This is a genomic window from Marinoscillum sp. HNIBRBA16962, from assembly GCF_057801515.1.
This window is the reverse complement of record NZ_CM173603.1, coordinates 2,212,330-2,234,469: the sequence shown is the minus strand read 5'-3', so window position 1 is coordinate 2,234,469 and position 22,140 is coordinate 2,212,330. Positions and strand designations below refer to the sequence as shown.

General features: G+C 41.6%; 21 protein-coding genes. 15 read left to right on the top strand and 6 right to left on the bottom strand.

The annotated features are described in order from the left end of the window. Window positions 1-100 precede the first annotated feature (100 nt). Together AC3E9V_RS09550 and AC3E9V_RS09545 are read left to right on the top strand one after the other, a co-directional pair. Window positions 101-979, top strand: coding sequence for a carbon-nitrogen hydrolase (locus AC3E9V_RS09550; RefSeq protein WP_488752962.1), 879 nt, complete (start codon window positions 101-103; stop codon window positions 977-979). After that, a complete protein-coding gene (locus tag AC3E9V_RS09545; RefSeq protein WP_488752961.1) occupies window positions 976-2,022 on the top strand; it encodes an agmatine deiminase family protein in 1,047 nt (348 codons plus the stop codon). Before AC3E9V_RS09550 ends, AC3E9V_RS09545 begins: the two co-directional genes overlap by 4 nt. Window positions 2,023-2,065: 43 nt before the next feature. On the opposite strand, the gene AC3E9V_RS09540 is transcribed toward AC3E9V_RS09545, so the two are convergent. The 4 genes from AC3E9V_RS09540 to AC3E9V_RS09525 form a co-directional block, all read right to left on the bottom strand. Then, complete coding sequence (locus AC3E9V_RS09540; RefSeq protein WP_488752960.1) at window positions 2,066-2,299, bottom strand: PLDc N-terminal domain-containing protein; 234 nt, start codon at window positions 2,297-2,299, stop codon at window positions 2,066-2,068. Between the two features lie 122 nt (window positions 2,300-2,421). Further along, the gene (locus AC3E9V_RS09535; protein WP_488752959.1) at window positions 2,422-3,342 is read right to left on the bottom strand and encodes a M43 family zinc metalloprotease; all 921 of its coding nucleotides are present in this window, start codon (window positions 3,340-3,342) and stop codon (window positions 2,422-2,424) included. Continuing rightward, window positions 3,339-4,151 carry a GNAT family N-acetyltransferase gene (locus tag AC3E9V_RS09530; RefSeq protein ID WP_488752958.1) on the bottom strand — a complete coding sequence of 271 codons (813 nt, stop codon included), beginning with the start codon at window positions 4,149-4,151 and terminating at the stop codon, window positions 3,339-3,341. The genes AC3E9V_RS09535 and AC3E9V_RS09530 overlap by 4 nt, the downstream gene beginning before the upstream one ends. 104 nt (window positions 4,152-4,255) lie before the next feature. Beyond that, window positions 4,256-5,125 carry a cation diffusion facilitator family transporter gene (locus AC3E9V_RS09525; RefSeq protein WP_488752957.1) on the bottom strand — a complete coding sequence of 290 codons (870 nt, stop codon included), beginning with the start codon at window positions 5,123-5,125 and terminating at the stop codon, window positions 4,256-4,258. A 124-nt stretch (window positions 5,126-5,249) separates the two neighbouring features. On the opposite strand from AC3E9V_RS09525, the gene era reads away from it, so the two are divergent. The 3 genes from era to AC3E9V_RS09510 all read left to right on the top strand — a co-directional run bounded on the left by era (window position 5,250) and on the right by AC3E9V_RS09510 (window position 8,606). Next, entirely contained in the window at window positions 5,250-6,134 is an 885-nt protein-coding gene (gene era, locus AC3E9V_RS09520) for a GTPase Era (protein ID WP_488752956.1), read from the top strand. A 367-nt stretch (window positions 6,135-6,501) separates the two neighbouring features. Then, a complete protein-coding gene (der, locus tag AC3E9V_RS09515; RefSeq protein ID WP_488752955.1) occupies window positions 6,502-7,815 on the top strand; it encodes a ribosome biogenesis GTPase Der in 1,314 nt (437 codons plus the stop codon). A gap of 227 nt (window positions 7,816-8,042) precedes the next feature. After that, a complete protein-coding gene (locus AC3E9V_RS09510; protein ID WP_488752954.1) occupies window positions 8,043-8,606 on the top strand; it encodes a hypothetical protein in 564 nt (187 codons plus the stop codon). A gap of 89 nt (window positions 8,607-8,695) precedes the next feature. On the opposite strand, the gene AC3E9V_RS09505 is transcribed toward AC3E9V_RS09510, so the two are convergent. Beyond that, complete coding sequence (locus AC3E9V_RS09505; protein WP_488752953.1) at window positions 8,696-9,307, bottom strand: hypothetical protein; 612 nt, start codon at window positions 9,305-9,307, stop codon at window positions 8,696-8,698. 4 nt (window positions 9,308-9,311) lie between these two features. Then, window positions 9,312-9,800 (bottom strand): RNA polymerase sigma factor, encoded by a 489-nt coding sequence (locus tag AC3E9V_RS09500; protein WP_488752952.1) that lies wholly within the window; start codon window positions 9,798-9,800, stop codon window positions 9,312-9,314. A 390-nt stretch (window positions 9,801-10,190) separates the two neighbouring features. Here AC3E9V_RS09500 and AC3E9V_RS09495 point away from each other — a divergent pair, with 390 nt between their 5' ends. The 10 genes from AC3E9V_RS09495 to AC3E9V_RS09450 all read left to right on the top strand — a co-directional run bounded on the left by AC3E9V_RS09495 (window position 10,191) and on the right by AC3E9V_RS09450 (window position 22,134). Beyond that, window positions 10,191-10,664, top strand: coding sequence for a hypothetical protein (locus AC3E9V_RS09495; RefSeq protein ID WP_488752951.1), 474 nt, complete (start codon window positions 10,191-10,193; stop codon window positions 10,662-10,664). Between the two features lie 128 nt (window positions 10,665-10,792). After that, window positions 10,793-11,404, top strand: a complete 612-nt coding sequence (locus tag AC3E9V_RS09490) for a transposase (protein WP_488752950.1) — start codon at window positions 10,793-10,795, stop codon at window positions 11,402-11,404. A gap of 653 nt (window positions 11,405-12,057) precedes the next feature. Further along, window positions 12,058-13,623, top strand: a complete 1,566-nt coding sequence (locus AC3E9V_RS09485) for a type I restriction-modification system subunit M (RefSeq protein ID WP_488752949.1) — start codon at window positions 12,058-12,060, stop codon at window positions 13,621-13,623. Next, window positions 13,616-14,359, top strand: a complete 744-nt coding sequence (locus tag AC3E9V_RS09480) for a hypothetical protein (RefSeq protein WP_488752948.1) — start codon at window positions 13,616-13,618, stop codon at window positions 14,357-14,359. The genes AC3E9V_RS09485 and AC3E9V_RS09480 overlap by 8 nt, the downstream gene beginning before the upstream one ends. After that, window positions 14,356-15,618, top strand: a complete 1,263-nt coding sequence (locus AC3E9V_RS09475; protein WP_488752947.1) for a restriction endonuclease subunit S — start codon at window positions 14,356-14,358, stop codon at window positions 15,616-15,618. Before AC3E9V_RS09480 ends, AC3E9V_RS09475 begins: the two co-directional genes overlap by 4 nt. 7 nt (window positions 15,619-15,625) lie before the next feature. After that, window positions 15,626-16,408: an abortive infection family protein gene (locus AC3E9V_RS09470; protein ID WP_488752946.1), complete on the top strand. Its 783-nt coding sequence runs from the start codon at window positions 15,626-15,628 to the stop codon at window positions 16,406-16,408. Window positions 16,409-16,517: 109 nt separating this feature from the next. After that, on the top strand, window positions 16,518-18,026 hold the full coding sequence (locus AC3E9V_RS09465) for an RNA-directed DNA polymerase (RefSeq protein ID WP_488752945.1): 1,509 nt from the start codon (window positions 16,518-16,520) through the stop codon (window positions 18,024-18,026). Between the two features lie 121 nt (window positions 18,027-18,147). Then, the gene (locus AC3E9V_RS09460; RefSeq protein WP_488752944.1) at window positions 18,148-18,453 is read left to right on the top strand and encodes a hypothetical protein; all 306 of its coding nucleotides are present in this window, start codon (window positions 18,148-18,150) and stop codon (window positions 18,451-18,453) included. A gap of 78 nt (window positions 18,454-18,531) precedes the next feature. After that, complete coding sequence (locus AC3E9V_RS09455; RefSeq protein ID WP_488752943.1) at window positions 18,532-19,407, top strand: AAA family ATPase; 876 nt, start codon at window positions 18,532-18,534, stop codon at window positions 19,405-19,407. Between the two features lie 9 nt (window positions 19,408-19,416). Then, window positions 19,417-22,134, top strand: coding sequence for a S8 family peptidase (locus tag AC3E9V_RS09450; protein ID WP_488752942.1), 2,718 nt, complete (start codon window positions 19,417-19,419; stop codon window positions 22,132-22,134). The last annotated feature ends 6 nt before the right edge of the window (window positions 22,135-22,140 follow it).

Genomic DNA, 22,140 nt, shown 5'->3' with positions numbered 1-22,140 from the left:
ATACATCAATCTGTCAATCAACTATTTACGTAGCATTTTAATATACTGCATTTTTACAATTTATTACTAGTTGCGAAATTCGCATACAGAAATACACAACATGTCAAAAGACCGAAAAGTAAACATCGGGATCGTACAGATGGAATGTAGTAGCGATCCCGAAGCAAATTTTAAAAAAGCACTGGCAGAAACCGAAAAAGCCGCCAGGGAGGGCGCGCAGATCATTTGTCTGCAGGAGCTTTTTAAATCGCTCTACTTCTGCGATGTAGAGGACTATGAAAACTTTAAGCTGGCTGAAGCGATCCCCGGCCCCAGCACAGAGGCCCTCTCTGAAATCGCCAAAAAACATGAAGTGGTGATCATTGCCTCTCTCTTTGAGAAAAGAGCCGAAGGTCTGTATCACAACACTGCCGCGGTGATCGATGCAGATGGAAAATACCTGGGGAAATACCGTAAGATGCACATCCCTGATGATCCCGGCTATTACGAAAAATTTTACTTCACTCCCGGTGATCTGGGCTTCAAAGTGTTCAAAACGCGCTATGCCAATGTCGGTATACTGATATGCTGGGACCAGTGGTATCCTGAAGCAGCCCGCATTACTTCGCTCATGGGTGCCGACCTCCTCTTCTACCCTACAGCCATTGGCTGGCACAAAGATCAGGATGAAGCTACCAACAAAGAGCAGCACAATGCCTGGCAAACGATACAAACCTCGCATGCTGTGGCAAATGGAGTACCGGTGGTATCTGTCAACCGCACGGGATTGGAAGGCGATATGCAGTTTTGGGGCGGTTCTTTTGTGACCAATGCCTTTGGCTGGGTAGAATACAAGGCTCCTCACAACCAGGAAGTTACCAACGTAATCCCGGTAGACCTGAGCAAATCGGACGGATACCGTACTCACTGGCCTTTTTTACGCGATCGGCGCATTGATGCGTATTCTCCCATCCAAAAGCGATATATAGACGAGGAATGAGTAAAACACCAGGAAAAGACGGTTTTCATTTCCCAGCAGAATGGCATCCCCATGTAGCAACGTGGCTCAGCTGGCCACATAACCAGGACTCCTGGCCGGGCAAAATTGAAAAGGTATACAAACCATATTGTGAATTCATAAAAGCAATAGCAACCGGTGAGAAAGTTTGCATCAATGTGAGGGATGCGGAGATGGAAGCTTTCGCTAAAATGGAACTGGCTAAAGTAGGTGCAAACCCGGATCAGATAGCCTTTTACCATCACCCTACCAATGATGCCTGGTGCCGTGATCATGGCCCGGCCTTTGTCATCAACCCCGAAGCTAAAACCAAAGCCATTATCAACTGGGGTTATAATGCATGGGGCGAAAAATACCCGCCCTACGACCTGGACAACCAGATACCTGCCAGGGTCAGTCAGCAACTTGACCTGCCGGTCTATGAACCGGGGATTGTGATGGAAGGCGGCTCTGTAGATTTTAACGGAGCGGGTATAGTGCTCACCACCACCTCCTGCCTTCTCAATAAAAACCGCAACCCTCACCTTTCCCAACAAGAAATAGAGCAATACCTGAAGGACTTTTATGGTGTGGAAACCATCTGGTGGCTGGGCGACGGGATCGTTGGAGATGATACGGACGGGCACATTGATGACATCACGCGTTTCGTCAATGAAGATACCGTAGTAACCGTGGTAGAACCTGATCCCGAAGATGATAACTACCAGCCTTTACAGGAAAACCTGGAGCTCCTGAAAAAGCTAAAGCTGCCAGACGGACGGCCCCTCAAAGTGGTAGAACTTCCTATGCCCGGTCCGGTCACCTACGATAACCAGAGGCTGCCTGCCTCCTATGCCAATTTCTACATTGCCAACAGTTGCGTAGTAGTACCAACTTACCGGGATCCGGAAAATGACCAAAAGGCTTTGGAGCTTCTTACACCACTGTTTCCAAACCGGAAAGTGATCGGTATAGACTCTACTGATATCGTATGGGGGCTTGGTAGCTTCCACTGTCTCAGTCAGCAGGAACCGGATGTAAAATAGAAAAGCGTGAACCCCTTAAATGTGAATCAAGATCGGCTAAAAATCAACGATCTCCTTCTTCCATTAGTCGTCCTCTACCAAACTGCAGGTACAGCATGGCTCCCACTATGGGCACTAAAAGGACGGTCAAAACCCACAATAGCCTGGTTTGAAGCGACAAAGAACTTCTGAAAATACTCACAAGGCAAACAACTGGTAATACAAATACCGCTAATAAAACAATCAGGATAATAGTCTGAATGATCAAAAGAGTTGATGTATCAGAGATGACTTCCATGGCGGATTAAAATGATGGTCTCCTCTAATGTAACGGAAAGTTACCTCACATCAAAGAGGTATTTGAAAATTATGAAAACATAAACTCATGAAGTGTATTAAATTAGTTCCTCTTAATAACCCTTACGGAGTGTTCAATCCCTTAGATTGCAGCAATGCTTTACGGCTATGACTCAATACATATCGCATACGTTCTACCTGATCATTGGTAAAAATATGTGCGCAGGAGTCGGGTATCCAATCCATATAGTTACCAACCATCGCAGGAGTGCCGTCACAGGCCTCAAAGGTTTCCGGACAACCGACTGTAGGGTCATCAACCGGCGGAGTATCATTGCAGTAATCATTTGTAGCGCAATCTCCATTTCCCCATAGGTGCAAAAGGCCCAGGTAATGTCCCACTTCATGAGTAAGCGTCCTACCCAGGTTGTATTCAGAGCCCTGTGTGGTCTCTCCGAAGTGCCAGGAGTTGATCAGTATACCCTCTGACTGCAAAGGCTCCCCCGGATGCATCAACTCTATGCCCGGCAGATCAGAAGACGGTCCCGTAGCCACCCCCAGGTAAAGATCAATGGTGGACTTTTCAAAGGGCTCAACCCAAATGTTCAGGTAATGGGTATAGTCCCAATAGCCATACCACGCGTTATAATCAAATCGATAATTACCGGAAACGGGATTGTCCAGCTTAGAGATATCTACCCGATTGATCCCATTAGTAGGATTACCCTCCGGATCCGTTTTAGCTAAAACAAACTCAATCCTGCTATCTGCTCCATGGGGGTGGGTATTGTAACCACGGGTTCCTTCCTTTCTACGGAAATCCTCGTTAAGGATAGCCATTTGTCGATGGATCCGCTGGCGTGAAAGATTAAACCCCACTCCTTCTGGTTCCCCGTGATGTAAAACATGCACTACTACCGGCACTCGTAAGACCGAATCCTCTTCCGGAGGCTCTTCGGGGGTAACAAGTGCATCAGGATCATGCTTTTCACAGGAAATGAGCATAAATATTCCTGCAAACACAATAACCGGGATCTTTTTCATAGCTCTTTGATCCAGTTTTGACGCAAATAAGCCAACTCAAACCCGGACTTTAACATGTTACGATAGCTTGGCACTGGTCTTCCCACTGTATCCTCAGCTGTTTCTGACACCATATACCTGCAGCCCGCCGACTGTGCTTCCTCAATCCGCGTTTTCAAAAGTAGCTTTTGTGCCCCAAGACCTCTGTATTCGGGCAGAGTGCCTGCAAACGCCATAGAAGCATACTCTCCATGCTCATGGTAAGCAGCGGCAGCCACCGGAGTATCTCCATAATAAGCGAGGAAATGTTTGTACCAGGACTTGCCTACCGTACCTGCCAGCCAGCCAATCAGTCGCTCATCTTCCCAATCAAAACTATTGAAGATAATGCGGGCATATAGTTCTGCTTCCCGGGATAAGACCCTCCTCACCTTCAACTTAGATTCTACCTTTGGCGCTGGCATATTTGCGGCCCTGGCCAGCTTAGCCCAGTTGTTGTGATGTCTGAATCCCGCATCGCGCAAGATGACTCTGGTAGCATCATCTACTGTATAAGGACTAAGCTGAACAAAAAACCGCACACTCCCGGCTTTCCGAAAAAAATGGGTCACCATGTCTAAAAGCGCCGGAGTTATTCGTTGATGAACTCCCAGGCCAATGACCCTGTTCAGGGCCAGGATGTCCATTTCGGGTACGGCGCAGGCTAATGCCCCGTCAATGACACTACGGTATGTTTTTAACGGTCCATCGTCTTCATAATAACGACTCCAGTAAACAGCCTCTGATAGTTCCAGAGCAGACAAGTGCTGCCGGTCAATAGTTTCAATCATTTTTACGCTTTTAAAAAATTCCTGAACCTATAATCGGGCGGCGTTGAGTAAAGGTTGGGCAAAAAGGGTAATCAAAAGGTGAACAAAGAGCTAAAACCCACAAATCATGCAGGCTCTACATGAACAAGGACATCCGAAATCTCGGGAAATTTTTCTTTTAGCGCTTCCTTTACCTGATGTGCTATGGTGTGTCCTTCGGAAACTTTTTTATCCCCATTTACTACAAGGTGCAGATCAATGTGATAATTGAATCCGGATTTTCTAACATAGCATTTTTCCGTACCCCTGACGCCTTCCACCTGTGTAGCCACCCTTCTGATCTCTGCTACAAAATCACTGTAAACATCCTCATCCATAATTTCACTTAGCGCCGGTCTAAAGATCAGGTAGGCGTTATAAATGATTATACCTGAGGCCAACAGGGCCGCCCAATCATCAGCAGTTTCATACCCTTCCCCTAAAAAAACAGCTATCGATATCCCAACAAAAGCCATCAATGAAGTGATCGCATCACTGCGATGGTGCCAGGCATCCGCTTTGAGGGAAGTGCTTTTTGTATTTTTCCCTCCTCTTGAAACGACCCTGTAAAAAACCTCTTTAATGATAACAATAGCACCCAGGATAATAAGTGTGTAAGTTTCCGGGACGCTATGAGGAGTATGGATATTTTCAATTGATTCCGTGGCAATAATGGTAGCTGAAATTACAAGAAAACCTACCACTGCAAAAGTGGCTAATGGTTCTGCTTTTCCATGTCCATAGGGGTGGTTTTTATCAGGTGGTCTGGTCGCATATCGCAATCCCACCAAAACAAGTATTGAAGAAAAAACATCCGTAGTAGATTCAATAGCATCTGCTATCAATGCATATGAATGTCCAAAGACACCTGTTACACCTTTGGCAATCGCCAAAAAAGCATTCCCGAAAATGCTTAAATAAATGGTTTTTACAGCTATTTGCTTATGTTGTTCCATAACCGCACACGTATCTCTATGTAAAAACAATTGAATCTGAGATGTATTCCCGATTCAACGGTCAACACTCGTAAAGTTCTTTGAAATAAGTTAATAATGAACCTTTTTTATCAAATTGCAGACAATGAAAGATGAAGCAACCTTTAAGTCCGGATTTGTCACCATCATGGGCAAACCCAATGTGGGTAAGTCTACTTTAATGAACCGACTGACAGGAGAGCGTATTTCCATTACCAGCAATCGCGCTCAGACGACCCGGCACAGGATCTTTGGGATCATCACCACTGATGACTATCAAATTGTGTACTCCGACACCCCCGGCACCCTTGACCCAGCCTACAGGCTGCAGGAAAGGATGATGGGTTTTGTGAAAAAATCACTGGAGGATGCGGATCTGATCCTTTACATGGTGGAGCTTGGTGAGAAAAACACCCACCAGGAGTGGATTGACATGGCCCGAAGCACCGGTATCCCCCTGCTGTTTGTCATGAATAAAACAGACCTGGGCAAAGGGTCTCAGGTGATGGACAAAGTTGCTTACTGGAATGAGGAATTGGATTGGGCAGAGCCTGTTGCTGTGTCTGCCGCCACCGGCGAGGGAATAGAGCTCCTTCAAGCAAAGATCATAGAGCATCTGCCGGTACATCCTCCCTATTTTCCGGAAGATGAAATGACCGATAAATCCGAGCGGTTTATCACTGCTGAGATCGTCAGGGAAAAGATCTTCATGCAATACAAACAGGAAGTCCCCTACAGCAGTGAGGTACTTGTCACTTCATTTAAAGAAGAAGAAAATATCATTCGAATAAGGGCGGAGATATTCGTGGAGCGTAACAGTCAGAAAGGCATCATCATTGGCAAAAAAGGAGAAGCGATCAAAAACCTCGGCATAGCAGCACGACAGGACCTGGAGGACTTTTTTGGAAAGCAGATCCATCTGGAGACCTTTGTGAAGGTGGAAAAGGACTGGCGAAAAGATGATCAGAAACTTCGTAGGTTCGGGTATTAAAAATCAATACGCATCAGTGAAAGCTATTTTATAATCCGTACCCTTTTCTTGCTCTTTTCCGCTTTTGCCCACCCGGATTATGGAAAGCCCTTCACAAACGAATCATCGTACTTTATTATGATTGACATCAGGTATTCTTCCATAGCAACAGGTGTACGACAGTTTTGCGAAAAGATCATCACGTTATAAGAGGTTTTCACACAAAAACACCAATATTCCCCTTTAGAAAAGGGGCGCAGGGGAATGTTTATAAGCAAGTTTGTTTTTGTGTGAAAATTGTAGGGAACATTCAGGAATGCAAACTGTCGGCCCCTGGCAAACAAATCCTCAATTTAAAAGAGAAAAAGGTTCTACCTTTGCGGCGATTATGGCAAACATTGTAGCAATAGTAGGACGACCGAATGTAGGTAAATCCACTCTTTTTAACCGGCTTATAGAGCGAAAGCAGGCCATCATGGATAATGAGTCCGGGGTGACCCGGGACCGTCACTACGGATATGCGGAGTGGAATGGAAAGCATTTTACCGTGATCGATACAGGTGGGTACGTAGAAGGGTCTGACGATATTTTCGAGGGAGCTATACGTACCCAGGTAAAAGAAGCGCTGCAGGAAGCCAATGTCATTCTATTTATGACCGATTGCCACACGGGGCTACACGGTCTGGATACTGACTTTGCTAATGTGGTTCGAGAGACTGGAAAACCGGTGATCATTGTTGCCAACAAGGCCGATAATGCTGAGAAATCCTACATGGCCAGTGAATTTTATCAGCTGGGTATTTCTGATTCCATTTACCCGGTCGCCTCCACCAGTGGAGCAGGGACTGGTGATCTCCTCGATGAGGTGGTTACGCACTTTGAAGATGAGCCTGAAACAACAGACGAAGAAGAAAGCATACCACGTATCGCCATCGTAGGAAGGCCCAACGTAGGCAAATCCTCCTTTCTCAATGCTTTGCTGGGCAAAGACCGCAGTATCGTTACAAACATTGCCGGAACTACACGAGACGCCATAGACAGCCGGTACAATCTATTCGGAAAAGATTTTATCCTTACCGATACCGCCGGAATCCGTAAGAAAGCCAAGGTAAAAGAAGACATTGAGTTTTACTCTGTGCTGCGAGCTATCCAGGCGCTGCAGGACTCGGACGTATGCATTGTAGTACTGGATGCGGAAAATGGCCTGGAAGCCCAGGATACGAACATCATCAACCTGGCTCATAAGTATAAGCGTGGATCGGTCATCATGGTCAACAAGTGGGATCTCTATCAAAAAGAGACCAATTCAGCCGAAGACTACCGCAAACACATTGCCGCTAAGCTCGGTCCCCTCTCCTATGTACCGGTAGTTTTCACCAGTGTGCTCAACAAGCAACGGATTTTTAAGGCCATCGAACTGGCACTGGAAGTAGCCGAGAACAAAAAGCGAAAGATCGCCACCTCCAAGCTCAATGCGGCCCTGCTGCCCGAAATTGAGAAGTACCCGCCACCGGCTGTCCGCGGCAAGCACATCAAGATCAAGTACATTACTCAGCTACCCACAAAGAGCCCCACATTCGCTTTCTTTTGCAACCATCCAAAGGACATCAAAGAAGCCTACGAACGGTTCCTTACCAACAAGCTCAGAGATCATTTCAATTTTTCGGGAGTACCTATAAAGATAGTTTTCAGGCAGAAGTGATGGCTATAAACCACCAATTTCAAAAATAATGTATCACGTTTAATGATTATTCCACTCCTAAAACGCTAGATTAAAAATTCTAATTTGGTTGACAATTTTAAACTTTCAAGGAATACGACTCAACCCCTTCAGTCCCAATTCACCCATTAGAATCAGACCATGGATGTTTAATGGTGTTGGAATCTGCAGCCAGATTAAAGCAATCACATAACACAAATAACATTATAATGCTTAGACTCTTTATTCTAATTTCTATTTCATTTTTATTATTGAAATGTAGCCAAAAGAATAGGACGCAAAAAATAGATAATGGCACTTGCACTAAGGTTTTTAAAAGTACTGAAGCCGGAATTTCATTAAAACATAGTGATATATGGCAGGTATATGACTATAAAAAATCAAATGACAATGCAGTAGGAGTAACATACTATGATACACTAAATTGGGATAGAAGATACGATGCTCAAATCGACATTGTAACTGGAATCTTTAATGGACTTGATTCGTCTCAGGTAATGGGTACTCATTATATGTATTTCAAACATTTGATGAACACAGATACCATGTTCAAGTTGATGGAGGACACTGTTGCTATAATTGATGATCAGAAATGGAAAAAAATAGAATACCTGGAATATAAGCCTGATAGCAAGCCCACTCGAAATTTTGAATACTTATTTTATAAAAACAGAAGAGCAGTCATGATGTCCATTTATATAAAGAATGGACCAATTGAAAATATTGAGAATGAGCTTGAATGCATACTTAATTCAATTAAATTGATTGAATAAGGAGATACCCGTCAGACGGTTCGGAACCATCTGACGGGTGACAGGTAAATATGTCGAGGCTTCCATGCTATTTTTTGCATATCAACTTTCTAGCCCACAAGCCGCCTATGTAGCTCCTTAAGAAACTCAAGGTTACGCAATTGATACTTCCTGATTTTTCGGACCGAAAAATATGCGACAAAAATACCCATTGGCGCCGCAACAATCAGCCCTATCACTGATTCCTCATTGTGTAATACTTCGATAAACGTTTTGTGTTCAAAGTAGACATGTATCGACAATACGGTCAAGACATAAAGAAATGGAAGCAAAAAGAGGTAAACCTTACTTGATTTACCCTGCAACCATTTAGACAACAGTTTGATTCTCATGCCCAACCAGCCTTCCAGCGGCTGATCATACCTATGATGACTCATTTTATACCATGAAAACAGACCTGAAATGAGAGCAACCATAGTAATAACTCCCAGGATTACATTATTGATCAGGTAAATGAGATCATCTTGCCTGTTTACTGAAGTAATTATCAGGTAAACAATCAAGCCCAGGCTGACCAGTGCAGATATGCCAATGATCAACACAAACTTGTTTACAGTCTGTTTAGCTTTTGAGGTAAGTAATAAATTCAGCTCTTCCCGGCTCCTCTGATTGATATCGCTATCCACCTTTTTCCATACTTTTATTAATTCATCATTTTCCATGACCTTATTGGTTTAAATTCTTTTTCAGCATCTCTTTGGCTCTATGGATCCGTACCCCAACGTTTGACTTTGAAATACCTATGATCTCAGCAATCTCATCATAGCTCTTTTCCTCAAGGTAGAGCAACATGACTGATTTGCTGATTTCATCCAGGTGATAGATCGCACTCAGTAATAACTGCAAGGATTCGTGCGTCGTGATCTCTTCAAAAAGATTTGAGCCATCAGGTAGTTCCGGTATGGAATCTTCATACCTCATGCGGGAGGTCCTTTTAACTCTGGAAATAGACGTGTTTATGGATACGGCATAAACCCACGACCCAATGCTCTGTTTATTTTTGATACTGGGGTATGATTTCCAAAGCTGATAGATAATCTCCTGAAGGTTATCCTCCCTGTCAGTTTTATTCTTAAAATAAACCAAACTGACCTTATGCAAAATCCCCTGGTAACTTGAGAGCATTTCCAGGAATTCTTCTTTGAGAGATTTCATCAGTGACAAGTTTCCTATAAAGTATCGTTTAAGAAGACTTTATTACAAAAATGTCTGAATTTTTGAAGGGAGTGTTGAGATTACCCCCCCTGGTGGTCGCCTGGGGTCCCTTATATGCATGTAGCTATCGCAGAAAACACAAGGGGATCGATTTGATTTTGCCCCGTTATTGGTCTTTTAACCAACAATCAAGATGGATGCAAGAAGCGGATTTTATTTTTCTTCCGGCACTACACTACCGATGACGCATTTTTAAAACATACTGTATTTCAGAGTTTTACAATATCGTCATCAGTCATTTGGTGGCCCTATCTAAAAGGGCTAAGCCCTTAAATTGACTTTACGGAAATGCTTACTATCTTCATGAGGTAGTTTATTAAAAAAAATCAAATGGAATCAACTAAACCTGTCAATGCCCTCAAAACGCTCAAGATCATCCATTGGGCGATTACCGGCGGCCCTGTCATTTTCGCTTTGGTCGTCTATATTCAAATTTCTTCATCTGCCGATCCACAGCTCATAGACCTGGAAAACATCCTGACCTTTTTACCCATTGGGTTTGCCGTTCTTCTGATCCCCGTATCCGTCTTTATGTTCAGCTCCACCCTGAAACAAAACCTGGAAGGCAAAACAGAATTGTCTCATAAGATAGCAGCCTTTCAAACCGCTCATATTATAAGATTAGCCCTATTGGAAAGCGGCGCTTTGTTCGCTGCTGTTGGCAGTTTCATAACCAACACCTATGCCAATCTTGGTGCGCTTGCCGTCCTCGTGCTCATTATGGTTTTATCAGCACCTTCAGTATTTAGTCTGGTAGAAAAGTTAAACCTGACACCCGAGGAATCGAAATTATTGGGGGGTTAGGAAAGACTACCCATCAGATGGTTCCTAACCGTCAGACGGGTAACAACTTTCTTCAATATCCCTTCCAGGCTTTGGAACCCTGGAAGGGATATCAATAAATAAATTCAACTCTGATTGATAAAGAAAATATGCCGGACTCACGAATACCATTAGAACCAGAAAAGACCTATCACATTTGGACACATGCCAATGGAAACGACAACCTCTTTCTTTCTGATGAAAACTATCGTTACTTTTTAGAGAAATATACCCATCACGTTTACCCGATCGTAGAGACTTTTGCTTATTGTCTGATGCCCAATCACTTTCATCTGATGGTGAGAGTACGGGAAGAGGAGGTGTTACGCTCCCTTCCAGGCTTTGGAACCCTGGAAGGGAGCGACCTTTTCAAAGCCATAAGTCTTAAGTTTTCACATCTTTTAAATGGTTATACCCAGGCTTTTAACAAGATGTATGACCGGAAAGGCAGTTTATTCATGGATCGGTTCAATCGCAAACTGATCAACTCGGATAGCTACTTCACTGCCTTAATTGCATACATTCACAATAACCCCATTCATCACGGTTTTGTAAGCGATCTTAATGACTGGCCGCATAGCAGCTGGCATAGCTACCTTCTGGACAAACCAACAAAGCTAGCCAGGCAAGAAGGATTGGATTGGTTTGGAGGAAAAAGTGAGTTCGTGAAGTTTCATCAGGAAATGAAAAAGAAAGATGTGATGCTCGAATTTGAAGATTAAGAGAGTGATCCCTTCCAGGGTTTGAAACCCTGGAAGGGATAAGTTTGGAACCCTGGAAGGGATAACGACCCTTAATCGTACCAGATTGGAATTGAAATGAAACATATTCCTAATTGATCATATCGCCTTTCTGTTCGACCACCCGCTTCAGTTCACTTTTGCTCTTATCCAGGTACAAGTGAGCCTCCAGCTAAGCTTTGATGTCCCCGTAACAAACCAGCAGATCACCTCTTTACAAAGTTCCGAACCGTCAGACGGGTGATACCAATCCCACCTGTACCTCTTAAGTATTTATTCTCTTCTTTAGGACCCACTATTATGAAAAATAATTTACTTGCCTTTAACGGGGGATGTTTGTAAGTTGTGGCGTAAACCGTCAGCTTGCCAAATGACCTCACCTGAAATACTGAATATTACCGGCCTTTCACTGGATATACTCGGGGTTACACTATTGTTCTTTTACGAACCTCCCAGGCCGGAAATTGGTGCCATTTTACTCGAAAGTGCTCCCTCTAAGGAAGAAAGAAATAAAACCCGAAAAGTCAAAAGACGCTTTTCTCGTTTAGGGCTTATTTTAATTATTATTGGGTTCCTGTTTCAAATAGTTTCAGCTGTCCTTGATCATTCATAGATCCAGGATAAAAAAATTAACAATGGCTAAGAAAAATAACAACAAAGAAGAGCCCCTGGCAAAACAACTCTGGAAAGCAGCTGATAAGCTCAGAAAGAACATTGACGCAGCAGAGTATAAACACGTGGTACTTGGGCTGATTTTTTTAAGATACATCTCGGATGCGTTTGAAGACCTTTATCAAAAGCTACAGGCAGGCAAAGGGGAATATGCCGGAGCAGACCCGGAAGATAAGGACGAGTATAAAGCAGAAAATGTATTCTTCGTTCCCAAAGTAGCCCGGTGGAATTACTTATTGGATCAAGCCAAAAAACCAACCATTGGCAAGTCTATTGATGATGCCATGGACGCTATTGAAAAGGAAAACCCTTCGCTTAAAGGTGTATTGCCTAAGGTTTATGCTCGTCAAAACCTTGATCCTGTTAGTTTGGGAGAACTACTCGATCTAATCGCTAACATCGCTTTAGGTGATACTAAGAAACAAAGTGCCGATGTACTCGGCCATGTGTTCGAATACTTCCTGGGTGAGTTTGCTTTAGCAGAAGGAAAGAGAGGCGGCCAGTTCTATACGCCTAGGAGTGTAGTAGAACTTCTAGTGGAGATGCTTGAACCTCATAAAGGACGTGTTTTTGACCCTTGCTGTGGCTCTGGGGGGATGTTCGTACAGTCTGAAAAGTTTGTGCTGGAACACCGGGGAAAGATCAATGACATTTCCATCTACGGGCAGGAAAGCAACCAAACCACCTGGCGACTGGCTAAAATGAACCTGGCTATCCGTGGTATAGACAGCTCACAGGTAAAATGGAACAATGAAGGTTCATTTCTCAATGATGCTCATAAGGATACCAAAGTAGATTACATCATTGCCAACCCTCCTTTTAATGTAAGTGACTGGAACGGCGATCTGCTTCGCAAAGACGGGCGGTGGCAATACGGTGTGCCTCCGGAAGGTAATGCCAATTATGCCTGGATACAGCACTTCCTGTATCACCTGGCCCCAACCGGCCAGGCTGGTTTTGTACTGGCCAAAGGCTCTTTAACCTCCAAATCTTCCGGTGAGTGGGGTATACGAAAAAACCTGGTAGAAGCCGACCTGATCGACTGCATTGTAAACCTACCAGCCAAACTGTTCCTCAATACCCAAATACCTGCTTCACTTTGGTTTATGAGTAGAGATCGATCCAACCATAGGTTTAGGGATAGACGAAAAGAAATCCTGTTTATTGATGCCCGTAACCTGGGACACCTGATCAACAGGCGCACCAAAGAATTTTCAGAAGAAGACATTAAGAAAATTTCCGACACGTATCACAACTGGAGAAATCCGGATGGTGATCCTGCCACGGCAGGCAAGTACGAAGATGTAAAAGGCTTTTGCAGTTCTGCCTCAATAGAACGAGTGAAAGAACTGGACTATGTACTCACTCCGGGCCGATATGTAGGTTTGGCAGAGGAAGAAGATGACTTTGATTTCGCAGAGCGGTTCACGCAGCTAAAGGCCCAGTTTGAAGAGCAGCTAAAAGAAGAAGGCCAGCTCAATGAAATTATTTCTGCTAACCTTAAAAAGATTAAGATTTCAAATGATTAAGTCTTTAAGCAGAAATATTCCTGAGGAACGGGAAAATGGCAATGACCGATTTCGGGTTGAGTACGGCGATAAATCAGATTTTGACGTCTTAGAAATATCTATAACCAGATCAAAGACTGGTGAGCTAAAGGTGTTTCATATAAACCAAGTTGATCTCCCAGAAGTAGATTCAGTTCACTTCTCAACTTCGATACAAAATGAGCATTTGATTATTAAGTGGGATCAAAAGATATCTTCGAAAATCAACGAAATTACTTTACCGGGTAAAAAGGATATTGAAGCTCGTCTTCATAAAGCTCTTGCTATCCTATATGAGAAGGATTCGTTCCTCCTGCAAGAAGCAGTCAATATTAATGAAAGAACTGTAACTCATAAGCTAGGAATGTATTTGGATAAGTTATTTCCTAATTTGGACGTGGATTGTGAATACAATCGGATATATAATGAAGATGTATTTGAGTACTTCAAAAAGGAAATTAATCTGCCAAGGATCGAAGGAGGGATAGAATTAGAGGATACAGAAGCCAAGACTGTTTATCCTGATATTATAGTTCATAAGCGAGGAACACGGATCAATCTGCTAGTCATCGAAGTGAAGATGGCGTGGAAGAATTCAAAAGGCGATTTTGACATTAAGAAAGCCATAGCCTATAAGAGTAAGAAATCACTTGGTTATCGGTATTCAGCCTATTTAGAACTTGGGCAAGAGGGTGTAACGAAATTAAAATGGTTATGAGTGAATGGATTGATTCTGATATAGGCAGGATTCCAGCACATTGGAACATTAAGAAAATTATTGAAGTAAAGTCTAACGACAAAAGAGCAATTGCAATGGGGCCGTTTGGCTCTAATATCAAAGCTGAGAACTTTGTTGATGCAGGTGTTCCTGTAATCAGAGGAACCAATATGAATTACTCAAAGTATGTTGACGGAGAGTTTGTATTTCTAACTGAAGAAAAAGCTGATGAGCTTATTGCTAGCAATTGTAAACCAAAAGATATTGTTTTCACTCATAGAGGTACAATTGGACAAGTAGCATTAATTCCTGAAGATAGATATGATCGCTATGTGATATCTCAATCAGGAATGAAACTGAGTCTAAATGAGGAATTAGTTGATGCGGATTTTTTATTCTACTTCTTTAAATCATCTCAAGGTCAATTTCAAATCTTAAAAAATGAATCCCAGGTAGGTGTTCCATCAATAAGTAATCCACTTACTTCATTGAAGGAGATTGATATTCCAGTACCTCCTCTAATTGAGCAAAAACATATCGCCTCCATCCTTTCCAGTTTAGACGACAAGATCGACCTGCTCCACCGCCAAAACAAAACCCTGGAGCAAATGGCGGAGACGCTTTTTAGGGAGTGGTTTGTGGAAGAAGCAACACAGGATTGGGAAGTTAAAAAACTTGAGAATATCCTTAACATTTCTTCAAGTAAAAGAATTTTTTACAAGGAATATGTTGGCTCTGGTGTTCCTTTTTACAGGAGCAAAGAAATAATCGAGCTAAGTAAAGGCGGTTCAACAAATTCAGAACTTTATATAACTGAAAAAAGATTTGATGAGATAAAGACCAAGTTTGGAGTGCCATCTGAAGGTGATATTCTGCTTACGTCCGTTGGCACATTAGGCGTTTCCTACCGTGTTCGTGAAACTGATAGATTTTACTTCAAAGATGGAAACCTGACTTGGTTTAAGGATTTTCATGGCTTATCTAGTGCTATTGTCTATTGCTGGCTAAATTCTAGTTTAGGAAAGGAAGCTCTTAATAACATAACGATTGGAAGCACACAAGCTGCTTTGACCTTATTTGGACTTAGAAATATTGAATTAAGCATACCTCCTAAAGTAATTCAAGAAAAACTCGATAATGAGTTGGAAGTCATTTTCAGAAAACGAAATCTGAATTTGGATCAAGTAAGAACCCTCGAAAATCTTCGAGATATGCTACTACCAAAGCTGATGAGTGGAGAGGTGCTGGTAGAAATTTAATATAGAAATGGAAGATCTAATCTCACCTAAATATAAAATGGAGCTGGTTCGGAAAGTTGAACAGGCTATCTGGGATGAATATTCTTCATATAGGAATGTCAGATTCTACATCGAAAAGTGGCATGAAGTGGTTGACGAGGAATGGAGTGATCGTTGGGAAAATTTCTCAATTGAAACTAAAGGAAATGGCGAAATTGATTTATCAGCAACTTTACATGGGATAGATGGTAAAACCATGTTAAGAATCGCTATCGATATAGGGGTTGAAACGCCCGATTTTATTCCGTGCATTCCTACGTTCAGAAACGAACTAAAATCTGATTACAATACCGCAAGCGCAACATTCGAAAAGGCTTTTAAGCAAATTGAATCTCATTCGGATACAGCTATTGGGTTAGCTAATTCAGCTTTGGAGAGTATTGTAAAAGAAATTCTAAAAGATGACCGAATCAAGAGCAAAACAAAGGGGAAGGAAACATTATATGACTTGACCTGTGCGATTTTGAAGGAATTTCAACTATTTCCCGGTTCAGATATGCCCATGGAGGTGAAAACCATTGGTAGTTCATTGATAGCAATAAATCAGAGTGTTGAAAAATTGAGAAGTGAAAAGACTCACTTTCATGGGAAAACAAAGGATGACTATGTAATAGAAGATCCTTTATATGCCTATTTCATCATAAATACTGTATCAACGGTGGGCCTTCTGTTAATCTCATTATATAAAAGTAAATATCCTAAGGAAGATGATAGCGATAGTATTTTCGAAAGTGATGATCTGCCTTTTTGATTTATGAAGCTTACAATAGAAGAATCGAATGGAACCGCATAACACACCTTCGGGACACTTTGCCGCCTAAGCTGATGAATGGGGAGGTAAAGATGTAAATGGAATAAGTATGAAAAGATTAATTGAGTTATCGGCAGCAGAAGCAAGAGGTTTTCTCTTAAAGGCAGAAAGCTATGTTAATTTTGACCTGCCACTGTATTTCAAGTTTCAAGAGCTACTAGATGCTGTTAGTGCCGAACTTAATGGAAAACTACTGTCGGACTATCGGTTATCATCCCCAAGAGGTTTTGATGACATAAACTACAAGCTGCTTACGAATAAGGATGGAAAATACGCATGGCGGCCATTCCAAATGATTCATCCGGCAATCTATGTTTCATTAGTAAATAGGATCACTGAGGATGACAATTGGGCAACCATTATCGACCGCTTCACCTTTTTTAGATCGAATGAAAAAATTGAGTGCCATAGTATTCCTGTAGTTTCAGAATCAGAAAACAAATCTGATAAAGACTCTCAGATTTATACTTGGTGGCAAATGATTGAGCAAAGGTCTATTGCATTGGCATTAGACTATCAATACATGATTCAGACAGATATTTCAGACTGTTATGGTTCTATTTATACCCATTCTATTGCTTGGGCAATCCATACTAAAGAGGAAGCCAAAAAGCGGGAAAACAGAACGAGAAATTCACTAATTGGTGTAGCAATCGATAATCACCTTCAGGACATGAGTTTCGGGCAAACCAATGGGATTCCACAAGGTAGTATTCTCATGGATTTTATTGCAGAAATGGTTCTTGGATATGTAGATTCCCTTCTGACAGATAAAATTAATGAAATGGGGATTACAGAATACCGCATTCTAAGATATCGTGATGACTATAGAATTTTTTCCAATAATCCTTTTGATTCAGACCAGATCGCCAAAGCTCTCTCAGAAATCCTCACAGAAATGGGGCTCAAACTTAATGCGGAGAAAACCGAGGCATCTGATGATGTCATTAAGAACTCATTAAAACCAGACAAACGCTATTGGATTGCAAATAAGCGAGTCACTGAAAACAAACAAAAGTGGCTTATCCAGCTATACCTACTTTCAGGACAATTTCCCAATTCAGGGACACTTTTCAATCAAATGAGAGATTTTCTAAGAATTGTTCAGTCAAGTGAAAGGAAAGACTCTAACATTCACACTTTAATCAGTCTTGTAGTTGAGATTGCTTACCGCAACCCAAGGGTAGCACCAACAATAATTGCTGTCCTTACCTTTCTACTCAATCAAATAGAAAATGAGGATGAGAAGAAATCAACCATACAGAGAATAAGGACAAAGTTTCAGCAGATTCCCAATTCTGGTTTACTCAAAGTTTGGTTGCAAAGGCTATTCTTGAAAATTGATGATACGATTGAATATGAGGAGAGAATTTGTCAGAAGGTAGTAAATGTTAATACTCAAATATGGAATACTGATTGGCTAAATGCTAGGTTGAAAAAAATTATTGACAGTACAGTAATTGTCGATTACGCAAGTATTGAAGCTTTACAGGGAGTAGCCTCAGAGGAAGAAATCGAGGAAATAGTTGAAGTCAAAGCGTATGATTATCAGGAATAATTGATGAATAAACAACATGCAACCCTATAACACCGACATCATCTTTTACTCCTCCCCCGAAGGTCACATCCGGGTGGAAGTTTTGTATGGCAATGAGACCTTTTGGTTGCCACAAAAGGGTATGGCTGAGCTTTTCGGAGTAGAAGTACCGGCCATCAGCAAGCACCTCAAAAATATATTTGAAAGTGGTGATCTTCAGGAAGATCAAGTTATTTCCAAAATGGAAACAACTGCCAGATATCTGAAACCGCAATATCTTGCGATTCAAAAAAACAGGAGAAAAATGACTGACCAATATCAAAATAAAACTGAACTCCTGACCTTGAAAAACCATCAGGAAACAATTTTATCAAGTATAATGGTTTGGGTGATAAGGTTAGAATTTAACGCTGGAAAAAAGCTAATAAAAAATCGTAAATTTGTTTAAATGGCTAAAGCAGACTACATCATATCATTGATCAAATCGCATTACAACAATGAGCCGGAACGGTTTACCACTGTTGCTTTGCAAATTGCTGCCCATGAGGCTAAGTTGGGGCATACATTGGTTGCCAACGACATTAAGGCCATAATAGACAAGGCAAAAGAGACAAAACACAAAACCAAAGCATTTACTCCTGATTTGCAAGGATTGATACTGGAAGATGTCCCAGCGGTCAATCTTTCGGATATAATTGCTTCTAATGATATTAGATCCAAAATCACTCGTATCATTTCAGAATTTATCCAAAGGGATAAGCTACGTAAACATGATTTGGAAAACCGAAGAAAGATTTTGCTTTCCGGACCTCCCGGAACAGGGAAAACCCTGACTGCTTCCATAGTTGCTAATGAATTGAACTTGCCTCTTTTTACCATTCTCATGGATAAAATGGTAACAAAATATATGGGTGAGACCAGTGCTAAGCTACGCCAGGTGTTTGATTTGATTGAACAAAAGCAGGGCGTATATCTTTTTGATGAATTTGATGCCATTGGTGGGGAAAGAAGCCGTGATAACGATGTGGGAGAAATGAGAAGGGTATTAAACTCTTTCCTTCAATTCATAGAAAGAGATCACTCAGATAGTCTTATTATAGCCATTACAAATAACAAGGCCCTATTAGACCAAGCCCTTTTCCGCAGGTTTGACGATGTTATTCTCTATCACTTGCCTGATGAAAATGAGAAGTTGGAATTGCTAAAGAACAGGCTCACTAAATTTAGCAAAAAAGTAAAATTTAATGAATTGCTGCCCAATATAAACGGCTTAAGCCATGCCGAAATTTCCCTTGCATGTATAGATGCCATTAAGGAAACAGTCTTAAATGAGAAACAACAAATGGATAACAAGTTGATCTTAAAGGCTATCAAAGACCGGAATGCAGCATATCACAAATAATTTATTGGCATGGCAGAACCATACAAGCACATTTTTATTACGGGGAATGTAAAGGCAGAAAAATATAAAGTTAGAGGCACTCCCGTTACCCGTAATCCCCTACCAATTCGTGATAGAATTGCACATAGCCAAAAACTTCTTCAACAATTTGATGCTATCTGGCAAGAAAAAGAACGGTTACAACAAGAACGTAGTGCAGAGAAAATTACGACAAGAGAAGGAACTTATCTTTCTTTTACCAGTGCCGCTGACCATGATTTAATTACCAAGAGTCTCGAAAGTACAATGGGGAAGAAGGTTGAAGATTGGATTCGACTTTTAAATGTAAGGACAGTGACCAATGCACTGGGTCAGGAGCAAACTCAGGCAGTGGTTTATATTCCAAATGGAAAAGAAGGACATTTTATAAATAAGATCAACTCTTACCAGTCTAAAAATAACACAGTTATAACATTTTCAAATAGGGAGGATCACAGTGTCATTTCAGACATAATTGAGAATCTTGGTAATGGTATTCGTTTACTAAAGATAAGAGATGTCAGGAAAGATGGGGAAGAACAAACCATAGCAAAGGTTTTTGTTCCAGGTGGGCAGGAAGAATTTTTAGTCAACGAAATCGATAACCTTGAACTTGAGGCAACTGTAAGAATAACCCCTGCAAATGCAGACCTAGTAAACAGCATTGAAGATGTAAGTATTGCTCTTTTGGAAGGGCTATGGACAGACAATCCTCAGGCAATCCCATCAGAAATTTCCAAATGGTGTGAAGTCTGGCTAAGCATCAATACCAAGGAGAGCAAAGAGCAGGAGCAAATTGCACAGTTCCTCACTACCCTTGAAAGCATTGGTATTAAATATAAGGAGAGTAGCATACTTTTTCCTGAGAGAGCAGTACTTCTTATTGAAGCCAACCGCAATCAACTAATTGAACTTATGCTACAAAGCGACCTATTGGCTGAATTCAGGGCCGGACAAGAACCTGCAGGGTTTTGGGTAAATGAAAGTTCCATTCAGCAGCAAGCATGGGTTGACAATTTGTTAGGGCGGATTGAACTTATAGATAGTAACATAAAAGTTTGCTTGCTTGATTCTGGAGTCAATATTGGACATCAATTATTGCAACCATTAATCGATGATGCAAATACTTTAGTTGTTGAAGCTGCTTGGGGAGCCTTTGATCATGAAACAAGATCTGGACATGGAACACTTATGGCAGGTATCGCAGGATATGGAAAAATGGAGGATGTATTGCTTTCTGCCAGTAATGTTCCGCTTACGCATAAACTGTGTTCGGTGAAAGTTCTCCCGCCTCCAACTACACAAGAACAAACCCCAAAAGAGCTATGGGGAGATATAACAGCTCAAGGTATTGCAAGGGCTGAAATACAAAACCCTGAGATGCTATTAATTTATTGCATGTCTGTAACCTCTAAACAAGATTCAGGGCACGGAAGACCTTCATCATGGTCTGGCGCTATGGATAAATTGGCTTTCGGTGATGGAGAGAACCAAAGGTTAATTATTATTTCTGCAGGGAATGTTCATGACGAGGAAGCATGGAAAAATTACCCGAATGCAAATTTCGTATCAACTGTTGAAAATCCCGGTCAATCATGGAATGCAATTGTTGCAGGCGCTTACACCGAAAAAATCCAAGTTAATGATGGAGATTTTAGGGACTACACACCATTGGCCAATCAAGGGGAATTGTCGCCATACAGTTCGACATCTTTAGTTTGGGAAAAAAAGTGGCCAATAAAACCCGACGTGGTTTTTGAGGGTGGTAATATCTTAAAGGCTCCCGATAACAATGTTACTCCTCATGAGGATTTAGAGCTATTGTCTACTTCTAAGTCTTTTAATTTAAAACCATTTGATACTATTAATGCAACGAGTGCCGCAGCTGCCCAGGCCTCATGGTTCGCGGCAAAAGTTGCTTTTGAATATCCGAATGCATGGGCTGAAACAATTCGTGGGCTGATAGTTCATTCAGCCAAGTGGAATAAGGCTATGTATAGTCAATTAAATGTACAGCAGGGAAATAGAGGTGATTTTAAGAGGTTACTAAAAGTATTTGGTTTTGGTATCCCGGAATTAGACCGAGCTTTATATAGCCGGGAAAGTGCATTAACATTTATTGCCCAGGAACATATTCAACCTTATAGTTATAATGACAAAAACCAACCTGAAACAAACGAAATTCATTTTTTCAATCTTCCTTGGCCACGTGATTTGCTCCTTAGTATGGGAGAAATCAAAGTTAAACTCAGCGTTACCTTATCGTACTTTATTGAGCCAGGAGCAGGTGAAATAGGCTGGAAAGATAAGTACCGCTATCAGTCGCATGGTTTACGGTTTGACCTAAGTAATGCTGGTGATACAGAAGATGAATTTAGAAAAAGGGTGAATGTTGCAGCACGTGAGGAAGATGAAGACATTAGTGCAAGTTCAGGAAATAAACGATGGGCAATTGGTGTCAATAATCGTAGTAATGGTTCCATTCATTCGGATTACATAGAATTGACAGCCGCAGAATTAGCAACATGTAATCTTATCGCTGTTTACCCCGTAATCGGCTGGTGGAGGGAACGAAAGCATTTAGCAAAAGTAGAAACCACAACCCGTTATTCGTTGATTATTTCACTTGATACTCCAGCAGAGGACGTTGAGTTGTATACTACCGTTAAAACCATGATTGAAGTGCCAATTGAAATAAGAACAGCATAAGATTAA